At 44.4% G+C, this 9,530-nt stretch carries 14 protein-coding genes; all 14 read left to right on the top strand.

What is annotated here, in order from left to right; translation table 11 throughout:
* A partial coding sequence (locus BUB35_RS10185; RefSeq protein WP_143158971.1) for an electron transfer flavoprotein subunit alpha/FixB family protein occupies positions 1 to 633 on the top strand: 633 nt, incomplete at its 5' end.
* A gap of 436 nt (positions 634 to 1,069) precedes the next feature.
* Positions 1,070 to 1,342: an ACT domain-containing protein gene (locus BUB35_RS10180; protein ID WP_072851390.1), complete on the top strand. Its 273-nt coding sequence runs from the start codon at positions 1,070 to 1,072 to the stop codon at positions 1,340 to 1,342.
* 17 nt (positions 1,343 to 1,359) lie between these two features.
* A complete protein-coding gene (locus BUB35_RS10175; protein ID WP_022253580.1) occupies positions 1,360 to 2,718 on the top strand; it encodes a PFL family protein in 1,359 nt (452 codons plus the stop codon).
* Positions 2,719 to 2,776: 58 nt separating this feature from the next.
* Positions 2,777 to 3,793 (top strand): alpha-hydroxy-acid oxidizing protein, encoded by a 1,017-nt coding sequence (locus BUB35_RS10170; protein WP_072851388.1) that lies wholly within the window; start codon positions 2,777 to 2,779, stop codon positions 3,791 to 3,793.
* 663 nt (positions 3,794 to 4,456) lie between these two features.
* Positions 4,457 to 4,771, top strand: coding sequence for a 30S ribosomal protein S10 (gene rpsJ, locus BUB35_RS10160; RefSeq protein WP_022253578.1), 315 nt, complete (start codon positions 4,457 to 4,459; stop codon positions 4,769 to 4,771).
* 171 nt (positions 4,772 to 4,942) lie between these two features.
* The gene (gene rplC / locus BUB35_RS10155; RefSeq protein ID WP_022253577.1) at positions 4,943 to 5,572 is read left to right on the top strand and encodes a 50S ribosomal protein L3; all 630 of its coding nucleotides are present in this window, start codon (positions 4,943 to 4,945) and stop codon (positions 5,570 to 5,572) included.
* A gap of 27 nt (positions 5,573 to 5,599) precedes the next feature.
* Entirely contained in the window at positions 5,600 to 6,220 is a 621-nt protein-coding gene (rplD, locus tag BUB35_RS10150) for a 50S ribosomal protein L4 (protein WP_022253576.1), read from the top strand.
* Complete coding sequence (gene rplW, locus BUB35_RS10145) at positions 6,220 to 6,519, top strand: 50S ribosomal protein L23 (protein ID WP_022365056.1); 300 nt, start codon at positions 6,220 to 6,222, stop codon at positions 6,517 to 6,519. Before rplD ends, rplW begins: the two co-directional genes overlap by 1 nt.
* A gap of 74 nt (positions 6,520 to 6,593) precedes the next feature.
* Entirely contained in the window at positions 6,594 to 7,424 is an 831-nt protein-coding gene (rplB, locus tag BUB35_RS10140; RefSeq protein ID WP_072851384.1) for a 50S ribosomal protein L2, read from the top strand.
* 53 nt (positions 7,425 to 7,477) lie between these two features.
* Positions 7,478 to 7,762, top strand: coding sequence for a 30S ribosomal protein S19 (rpsS, locus tag BUB35_RS10135; protein ID WP_022253573.1), 285 nt, complete (start codon positions 7,478 to 7,480; stop codon positions 7,760 to 7,762).
* Positions 7,763 to 7,791: 29 nt separating this feature from the next.
* A complete protein-coding gene (gene rplV, locus BUB35_RS10130; protein ID WP_022253572.1) occupies positions 7,792 to 8,181 on the top strand; it encodes a 50S ribosomal protein L22 in 390 nt (129 codons plus the stop codon).
* An 11-nt stretch (positions 8,182 to 8,192) separates the two neighbouring features.
* Entirely contained in the window at positions 8,193 to 8,852 is a 660-nt protein-coding gene (rpsC, locus tag BUB35_RS10125; protein WP_072851383.1) for a 30S ribosomal protein S3, read from the top strand.
* 2 nt (positions 8,853 to 8,854) lie between these two features.
* Positions 8,855 to 9,292, top strand: coding sequence for a 50S ribosomal protein L16 (gene rplP, locus BUB35_RS10120; RefSeq protein WP_022253570.1), 438 nt, complete (start codon positions 8,855 to 8,857; stop codon positions 9,290 to 9,292).
* Positions 9,289 to 9,498 (top strand): 50S ribosomal protein L29, encoded by a 210-nt coding sequence (gene rpmC / locus BUB35_RS10115; protein WP_022253569.1) that lies wholly within the window; start codon positions 9,289 to 9,291, stop codon positions 9,496 to 9,498. Before rplP ends, rpmC begins: the two co-directional genes overlap by 4 nt.
* The last annotated feature ends 32 nt before the right edge of the window (positions 9,499 to 9,530 follow it).

The following is a 9,530-nucleotide window of genomic DNA, read 5'->3' as shown; positions in this document are numbered from 1 at the left end:
TGCGCAGATCCTACAAGAGCTCTGCTGATGACTCGTCCTGCATTCGGCGGTAACATCATGGCTACTCTGATGTGCCCTAGAACAAAACCTCAGATGGCTACCGTACGTCCTGGCGTTATGAAGAGAATCGACAAGGACGAAACAAGAAAAGGCGAACTGATCAAATTTGACGTTGACTTCACAGAAGCAGACATGAACGTTGAAATTCTGGAAGTTGTAAAATCCGATAAGAAATCCGTAGACCTGACAGAAGCAAAACTGATCGTTTCCGGTGGTCGTGGTATCGGCGGTCCTCAGGGCTTCGACATGATCAGAGACGTTGCAGATGCACTGGGCGCAGAAGTTGGTTCTTCCAGAGCATGTGTAGACGCTGGCTGGATCGAAAAAGACCGTCAGGTTGGTCAGACAGGTAAAACAGTACGTCCTGACCTGTATATGGCATGCGGTATCTCCGGTGCTATCCAGCACGTAGCTGGTATGGAAGGTTCCGAACTGGTAATCTCCATCAACAAAAACGACACAGCTCCTATTTTCGAAGTATCTGACCTGGGTATCGTAGGTGACGTAAAACAGATCCTGCCTAAACTGGCTGATGCTATCAGAAAATACAAAGCAAGCAAAGCTACAAACTAATTGTTTCCTTAAATATAGCAAAAGTAAAATGTGGTCATGCCCTTTTGGGGCATGACCTTTTTTGTGTGCGGAACCATACACGATATTGGAAAAAACATCGTATTTTGTAAAAATTTGAAAGAAATATTTTGGGAAATATGAAACAGTTCAGTTTGGAGAATGCCGGAAAGCCTTGATTTTACTGGGTTTTCTGACGCTGAAAAAAATAAAGTAACGTCAAAGTGTGTTTTTGTTCAGTGACAATACAAAATAATACTGGACATTCTATGTCTTTGGTATTAGAATAGTGCCATAAAACAGAAAACAAGGTGCAGAAAACGCCTTGTTTTTCTGTTTATTAAGGCTTTTTTGCTGGAGCAGACTGCCATTTTGCCAGAATGGACTTTGCCGCAGAAAGGAAATTTTGTTTTTCTAAATTTCAAGGAGGTCAGAAACAATGAAAAAAGCAGTAATTACAGTATTGGGACACGACAAAGTAGGCATTATCGCAAGAGTTTGCACTTTTTTGTCTGAAGCGAATGTGAATATTCTGGACATCTCTCAGACCATCGTGGGCGGATATTTTGATATGGTTATGGTTGTAGACATCACCGAAATGACACAGGATTTTGACAAGACAGCAGACGGTCTGGCTTCCATCGGGGAAGAAATGGGACTGGCAATCAAAATGCAGCATACAGAAATTTTTGACGCAATGCACCGCATTTGATGGGAGGTCACAAACAGATGATTACAAGAAATGAAATTTTAGAAACCAATCAGATGATCGACAACGCCAATCTGGACGTGAGAACCATCACCATGGGTATCAGTCTGCTGGATTGTGCTGACGCGGATATTGATAAGTTTAACGAAAAGGTATACAATAAAATCACCACTTATGCCAAAGATCTGGTAAAAGTCGGTGACGAACTGGCAAAGGAATACGGCGTGCCTGTTGTAAACAAGCGTATTTCCGTAACTCCCATTGCCATTGCAGCAGCTGGCTGCAAAACAGATTCTTATGTAAGTATTGCGCAGACATTGGATCGTGCTGCAAAAGCCGTAGGCGTAAACTTCATTGGTGGTTTTTCTGCTCTGGTGCAGAAAGGCTACACCGAAAGTGACAGAAAACTTATCGCTTCCATTCCTGAAGCTATGGCAGTGACAGACTTTGTTTGTTCTTCCGTAAATATCGGTACTTCCCGTAACGGTATCAACATGGATGCTGTCAAAGAAATGGGCGAAGTGATCCATAAAACAGCAGAACTGACAAAAGACAGAGAATGCATCGGTTGTGCAAAACTGGTTGTATTCTGCAACGCTGTAGAAGACAACCCCTTCATGGCAGGTGCTTTCCACGGCGTTGGTGAAGCAGACTGTGCCATCAACGTTGGTGTTAGCGGCCCTGGCGTTGTGAAAAAAGCACTGGAAGAAGTAAGAGGCGAAGATTTTGAAACACTGTGCGAAACAGTAAAACGTACTGCATTCAAAATCACTCGTGTTGGTCAGATGATTGCAAGAGAAGCATCCAAACGTCTGAATGTGCCTTTCGGTATCATCGACCTTTCTCTGGCACCTACACCTGCTGTTGGTGACAGTATCGCGGAAATCTTCCAGGAAATGGGTCTGGCTGAACCCGGTGCACCTGGTACAACAGCAGCTCTGGCTCTGCTGAACGACAACGTGAAAAAAGGCGGCGTTATGGCATCCTCTTACGTTGGCGGTCTGAGCGGTGCGTTCATTCCTGTCAGCGAAGACCATGGTATGATCGAAGCAGCTGCAAAAGGCGCTTTGACTCTGGAAAAACTGGAAGCTATGACTTGCGTATGCTCCGTTGGTCTGGACATGATCGCTGTACCTGGCGATACCACACCTGCAACACTGTCCGGTATCATTGCCGATGAAGCTGCAATCGGTATGGTGAATAATAAAACAACTGCGGTTCGTCTGATCCCTGTGATTGGCAGAGGTGTTGGCGAATCCGTAGAATTCGGTGGTCTGCTGGGTTATGCACCCATCATGGCTGTAAACAAATACAGCTGCGAAGACTTCATCGCAAGAGGCGGCAGAATCCCCGCACCTATCCACAGCTTCAAGAACTAATGCGCCATTTCATACATAAGATAAAAATTCAATTTATTTGAGTGGAGGAAAAATTTCTATGAATTATCAGGAAGTATTGGCTGCGGCTAGAGGAGAAATGGGACCTTACTGTAAGGTTTGTCCTGTTTGCAACGGTTTGGCATGTAAAAATCAGATTCCCGGTCCTGGCGCAAAGGGAATTGGTACGGGCTTCATTCGCAACTATCAGAAATGGCAGGAAATCTGCGTAAACATGGATACTATTTGCGAAAACAAACCTGTTGACACCAAATTTGAATTGTTTGGAAAAACTTATGATTATCCGTTCTTTGCTGCACCCATTGGTGCTATGCAGCTGCACTACGGTGACAAGTATGATGACAACGGATATAACCACATTCTGGTAAAAGCATGTGCGGACAACGGCATTGCGGCATTTACTGGCGACGGTACTGACCATAATGTATTTGCTGGTGCATGTGAAGCCATCAAAGCATCCGACGGTGTGGGTGTTCCTACCATCAAGCCCTGGAATATGGAACTGGTAAAAGAAAAAATTGACATGGCAAAAGCAGCAGGCGTAAAAATGATCGCTATGGACATTGATGCGGCTGGTCTGCCTTTCCTGAAAAATATGACACCTCCCGCAGGCAGCAAAACTGTGGAAGAACTGAAAGAAATCATTTCTTACGCAGGGGTACCTTTCATCCTGAAAGGCATCATGACTGTAAACGGTGCAAAAAAAGCACTGGAAGCAGGCGCTGCTGCCATCGTTGTTTCCAACCACGGCGGTCGTGTACTGGATCAGTGCCCCGCAACAGCAGAAGTTCTGCCTGAAATCGTAGAAGCTGTTGGCGGCAAAATGACCATTCTGGTAGACGGCGGTATCCGTTCTGGTATGGATGTATTCAAAGCTCTGGCTTTGGGTGCAGACGGTGTGCTCATCGGTCGTCCTTTCGTAAACGTCATTTACGGCGCTGCGGAAGAAGGCGTTGCGGCTCTGGTGGAAAAACTGGGCGCAGAACTGAAAGATACCATGGCAATGTGCGGTGTACATAGCCTGAAGGAAATCACAAAGGACTGCGTACGCAGATAAGCGTTTTCATAAAAAGCAAATCGGAAATTCTCAGAAATGGGGGTTTCCGATTTTTTTGTTTTTGTGAGAAAGGAATTTCTACTATTATATATAGGAAGAAACTCCGTAATTGCAATGAGAGGATGCAGGTATAAAATCTGGAAAAAATGGGAATATCAAAAGAAAAGAAAGATTGTGAGGGTATATGAAAGAGGTACCTTATTTATGCGTGCAAAAACGGAGAAATTCAGGTGCCTGTTTTGTACAAGAGAAACAAAAGAGGGATGCATTATGCAGAAGTACGTGTATACACTTGTTTATTTTGTTTAAGTTTTGCGCGAAATGGACAAATGTTTTTTGTTAAAATTCTAAGAAATTTTTTAGAAAAAATACAAAAAAACTCTTGCCAAATCAGGAAAAGTCGTGTATACTTGTTTGTGTTGTGACATAGAGTGTTGATACGGAAGGTTGCTGAGAGCCGAATTGAGCGGCTTGAAGGTTTTTCCGAGGAGCGATGTCCAGTTCAAGAAACCGGGCGACAAGGTCACTGTACTGAATATTTAGGGTAAGTTATCTCGACAGGATAACTTTGCGTATCTTTCGTTGCAGGATACACCCGGATAAGTGTGCAGTCACCACTTGTCGTGCTGAAAGTTAAAGTACGAAAAGGAGGGGACTTTTTTTATGGCTAACCCAAAAATCAGAATCAGTCTCAAAGCTTACGATCACAAGCTGATCGATCAGTCTGCAGCGCAGATCATTGAAACAGCAAAGAAAACAGGAGCGCAGATCAGTGGTCCTATTCCACTTCCCACTAAGAAGGAAGTTGTGACCATCATCAGAGCAACACACAAATACAAAGACTCCAGAGAACAGTTCGAAATGAGAACTCACAAGAGATTGATCGACATTCTGAGCCCTACAGGCAAAACAGCAGACGCTCTGAGCCGTCTGGACCTGCCCGCAGGCGTAGACATCACACTGAAAGTGATGAAATAAGATCACGGAAATCACAGACGGAAGCAACGACCGCTGATTTCAAATAAAAGAAATTATCCAAAACACTCGGTTTATATAAGAAACATCTTCATGCAAGACTCTTATATGAATCTAGTATGATTACTCTCAAAAGAGAGCAATCCGCTGTAGAAACTTAGGAGGTGCAACTACATGAAAAAGGCTATTATGGCTAAGAAAATCGGTATGACACAGGTTTTCACAGAAAACGGTGCACTGGTACCGGTTACCGTTCTTGAAGCAGGCCCCTGCGTTGTAATCCAGAAGAAAACAATGGAAAACGACGGCTATGAAGCAATCCAGGTTGGTTTCAAGGATGCAAAAGCAAAAAAAGTAAACAAACCCGCAAAAGGTCATTTCGACAAAGCAGGCGTAGCTGCTAAGAAATACCTGAAAGAATTCAGACTGGAAGACACAAGCGCTTACGAAGTTGGTGCTGAAATCAAAGCTGACGTATTCGCAGCAGGCGACAAAGTAGACGCTAGCGGCGTTTCCAAAGGTAAAGGCTTCCAGAGCACAATTAAGAGATATAACGCACAGAGAGGTCCCATGGGTCATGGTTCCAAATCTCACAGAGTAGTTGGTTCCATGGGTTCTTCCGCTACACCCAGCCGTGTTAAAAAAGGTAAAAGAATGCCTGGTCACATGGGTAGCGTAAAAGTAACCATCCAGAACCTTGAAATCGTTCGTGCTGATGCAGAAAAGAACCTGCTGCTGATCAAAGGCGCAGTTCCCGGTCCTAAAGGTTCTGTTCTGGTAATCAAAGACAGCGTAAAGGCTTGATAAACTTTACGAAAGGAGGAAACTAACATGGCAAACGTTGCAGTAATGAACATGAATGGCGAACAGGTAGGCAACATCGACCTGAACGACGCTATTTTCGGAATAGAAGCAAATGAACATGTGATGCACCTGGCAGTAGTTCAGTATCTGGCGAACCAGAGACAGGGCACACAGAGCACAAAAACACGTGCAGAAGTACGTGGCGGTGGTAGAAAACCTTGGAGACAGAAAGGCACAGGTAGAGCAAGACACGGCTCCATCCGTTCCCCTCAGTGGGTTGGCGGTGGCGTAGTATTCGCTCCCAAGCCGAGAGATTACTCCTTCAAACTGAACAAAAAAGTAAAAAGACTGGCACTGCAGTCCGCACTGTCTACAAAAGTTGCTGAAGGCAAAATCATCGTTCTGGATGAACTGAACCTGGCAGAAGTTAAGACAAAAGATATGGCTAAAGTACTGGCTAACATCAATTGCGGCAAAGCGCTGATCGTTATGGATGGTACAAACACAAACGTAATGCTGTCCGCTAGAAACATCCCTGATGTAAAAACAGCTTCCGTAAGCACAATCAACGTTTACGACCTGCTGAAATACAACACACTGGTTGTAACAAAAGACGCGGTAGCGAAAATCGAGGAGGTGTACGCATAATGGCAGATCTGAAATATTATGACGTAATCTTGAGACCCGTTATCACAGAAAACAGTATGGCTGTTCTGGATGATAAAAAATATACTTTCCTGGTTCATCCCGAAGCTACAAAAGCTCAGGTAAAAGAAGCAGTTGAAAAAATGTTCGAAGGCGCGAAGGTAGCAGCTGTTAACACAATGAACTACAGTGGCAAACCCAAAAGAAGAGGTTATATCTTCGGCAAAACAAAGAAATTCAAAAAAGCAGTAGTGAAACTGGCTGCTGACAGCAAAGACATCGAAATCTTCCAGGGTATGTAATCCGGAAGGCACTTGAACGCAAAACACACGGAAACGTGTAGACAGATAAACACTTATCGAAAGGAGTGGAAAAAATGGCAATTAAAAGATATAAGCCATATACACCGTCCAGAAGACACATGACAGTGTCCGCATTTGATGAAATCACAAAATCCACACCCGAGAAATCTCTGGTGGTACACCTGAAGAAAAACTCCGGTAGAAATAACCAGGGTAAAATCACAGTTCGTCACAAAGGCGGCGGCGCTGCGATCAAATACAGACTGGTAGACTTCAAACGCAACAAAGATGGTATTCCTGCAACAGTAAAAGCAATCGAATACGATCCCAACAGAACAGCAAACATCGCTCTGATCGTTTACGCTGACGGTACAAAATCCTACATTCTGGCTCCCGTTGGTCTGCATGTTGGCGACCACGTAATGAACGGTCCTGAAGCTGAAGTTAAAGTAGGTAACACACTGCCTATGAGCATGATCCCCGTTGGTGCAAACATCCACAATATCGAAATGAAACCCGGCAAAGGCGGCCAGCTGGTTCGTTCCGCTGGTAACGTTGCACAGCTGATGGCAAAAGAAGGCAAATATGCAACAGTTAAACTGCCCTCCGGCGAAATGAGACTGCTGCCCATCGAATGCAGAGCTACAATCGGTCAGGTTGGTAACATCGACCACGAACTGGTTCACATCGGTAAAGCAGGTAGAAAACGTCACATGGGTATCAGACCTACAGTAAGAGGTTCCGTAATGAACCCTAACGATCACCCTCACGGCGGTGGTGAAGGTAGAGCACCTATCGGTCGTCCATCTCCTATGACACCTTGGGGCAAACCTGCAATGGGCTACAAAACAAGAAACAAACACAAAGCTTCCAACAAATATATCATTCGTCGTAGAAACGGCTAATGAATTTCGATGTGCCGCTTGAGCACAGAGCATGAAACAAGGAGGATGAAATAATGAGCAGATCACTGAAAAAGGGACCTTTCGCTGACGATCATCTGCTGAAGAAAATCGACGCAATGAACGCAGCAGGCGAAAAGAACGTAATCAAAACATGGTCTCGCCGTTCTACAATCTACCCCGATATGATCGGTCATACAATCGCGGTTTATGACGGCAGAAGACATGTTCCCGTATATATCACAGAAGACATGGTTGGCCACAAACTGGGCGAATTCGCTCTGACAAGAACTTACAGAGGCCACGGCAAAGACGCAGAAAAGAAATCTAGAGTTCGGTAATAAGTTTGAAACGAAAGGAGGTTTCGTTCATGGCAAAAGGTCATAGAAGCCAAATTAAGAAAGAAAGAAACATTGCAACACAGGAAAAAAGACCCCACGCTACTGCTAAATATGTAGGTATTCCTGCAACAAAAGCAAAAATCGTTCTGGATCAGATCAAAGGCAAAGACGTTGTAACAGCAGCAGCGATGTTGAATTATTCTCCAAGATATGCTTCTGAAATCATTGCAAAAGTTCTGAAATCCGCAATGGCAAACGCAGAAAACAACTTGGGTATGGACGTGAGCAAACTGTATGTAGAAGAGGTAAGTGCAGATCAGGGTCCTACAATGAAGAGAATCCGCCCCAGAGCACAGGGCAGAGCTTACCGCATTCTGAAAAGATCTTGCCACATTTCCATCATTCTCAATGAGAGATAAGGAGGTACACAATGGGACAGAAAGTAAATCCACATGGATTAAGAGTCGGTATCATCAAAGACTGGGATACCAAATGGTATGCTGAAAAAGACTTTGCTGATTACCTGGTAGAAGACGTTAAAATCAGAAAATTCATCAAAAAGAAACTCTACGCAGCAGGCGTTTCCAAAATCGCTATCGAAAGAACAGCTGGTCGCGTAAAGATTAGCGTATATACAGCAAAACCCGGTATCGTAATCGGTAAAAATGGTCAGGCAATCGAAGAACTGAAAGGCGAAATCCAGAAAATGACAAGCCAGAAGGTTGCTGTGAACATCGAAGAAATCAAAAGACCCGAAACAGACGCTCAGCTGGTTGCTGAAAGAATCGCACTGGATCTGGAAAACCGTGTAACATTCCGTCGTGCAATGAAACAGGCAATGGGCAGAACAATGAAATTCGGTGCAAAAGGTATCAAAACAGCAGTAAGCGGTCGTCTGGGCGGCGCTGATATTGCTCGTACTGAAAGCTACCATGACGGTACCATCCCCCTGCAGACACTGCGCGCAGACATCGACTACGGCTTCGCAGAAGCTGATACAACATACGGCAAACTGGGCGTAAAGGTTTGGATTTACAAAGGTGAGGTACTTCCTGTAAAAGCAGCGAAAAAGGAAGGAGGCGCTAAGTAATTATGTTAATGCCTAAAAGAGTAAAACATCGTAAACAGCAGAGAGGTTCTATGAAAGGCCGCGCTTACAGAGGTAACAAAGTTACTTACGGCGACTTCGGTATCATGGCTATGGAACCCACATGGATCACATCCAATCAGATCGAAGCAGCTCGTGTTGCGATGACAAGACATATTAAACGTGGCGGTGACGTTTGGATCAAAATTTTCCCTGACAAACCCGTTTCCGCAAAACCTATCGGTACTCGTATGGGTTCCGGTAAAGGCGCTCCCGAATATTGGGTAGCAGTAGTAAAACCCGGCAGAGTTATGTTTGAAATCGGCGGCGTTGCAGAAGAAACAGCAAGAGAAGCACTGAGACTGGCAATCCACAAACTGCCCATCAAGTGCAAAATCGTTTCCAAGGCAGAAGCAGCAGAAATGGCAGGTGATCATCAGTGAAAACAAAAGGTTATGTAAGTGAATTGATGGGTAAAACTGCTGATGAATTACAGAAGGACCTTGTTTCCGCTAAAAAAGAACTGTTCAACCTGAGATTCCAGAACGCAACAAATCAGTTGGATAACACAGCAAGAATCAAGGAAGTTCGTAAGAACATCGCAAGAATCCAGACAGTAATGACACAGAAAGCAAGAGAAGTAAAATAATAAACACGGTTTAGCGAAAGGAGGCACACAAC

Source organism: Anaerotignum lactatifermentans DSM 14214 (assembly GCF_900142265.1).
GTDB classification, from domain to species: Bacteria; Bacillota; Clostridia; order Lachnospirales; family Anaerotignaceae; genus Anaerotignum; species Anaerotignum lactatifermentans.
This window is presented reverse-complemented; position numbering and strand designations above follow the sequence as displayed.

Excerpts from the sequence above, each read along its gene's own strand:
- BUB35_RS10180 (WP_072851390.1), top strand. The coding sequence starts at position 1,070 with ATGAAAAAAGCAGTAATTACAGTATTGGGACACGACAAAGTAGGCATT.
- BUB35_RS10175 (WP_022253580.1), top strand. The coding sequence starts at position 1,360 with ATGATTACAAGAAATGAAATTTTAGAAACCAATCAGATGATCGACAAC.
- BUB35_RS10170 (WP_072851388.1), top strand. The coding sequence starts at position 2,777 with ATGAATTATCAGGAAGTATTGGCTGCGGCTAGAGGAGAAATGGGACCT.
- rpsJ (WP_022253578.1), top strand. The coding sequence starts at position 4,457 with ATGGCTAACCCAAAAATCAGAATCAGTCTCAAAGCTTACGATCACAAG.
- rplC (WP_022253577.1), top strand. The coding sequence starts at position 4,943 with ATGAAAAAGGCTATTATGGCTAAGAAAATCGGTATGACACAGGTTTTC.
- rplD (WP_022253576.1), top strand. The coding sequence starts at position 5,600 with ATGGCAAACGTTGCAGTAATGAACATGAATGGCGAACAGGTAGGCAAC.
- rplW (WP_022365056.1), top strand. The coding sequence starts at position 6,220 with ATGGCAGATCTGAAATATTATGACGTAATCTTGAGACCCGTTATCACA.
- rplB (WP_072851384.1), top strand. The coding sequence starts at position 6,594 with ATGGCAATTAAAAGATATAAGCCATATACACCGTCCAGAAGACACATG.
- rpsS (WP_022253573.1), top strand. The coding sequence starts at position 7,478 with ATGAGCAGATCACTGAAAAAGGGACCTTTCGCTGACGATCATCTGCTG.
- rplV (WP_022253572.1), top strand. The coding sequence starts at position 7,792 with ATGGCAAAAGGTCATAGAAGCCAAATTAAGAAAGAAAGAAACATTGCA.
- rpsC (WP_072851383.1), top strand. The coding sequence starts at position 8,193 with ATGGGACAGAAAGTAAATCCACATGGATTAAGAGTCGGTATCATCAAA.
- rplP (WP_022253570.1), top strand. The coding sequence starts at position 8,855 with ATGTTAATGCCTAAAAGAGTAAAACATCGTAAACAGCAGAGAGGTTCT.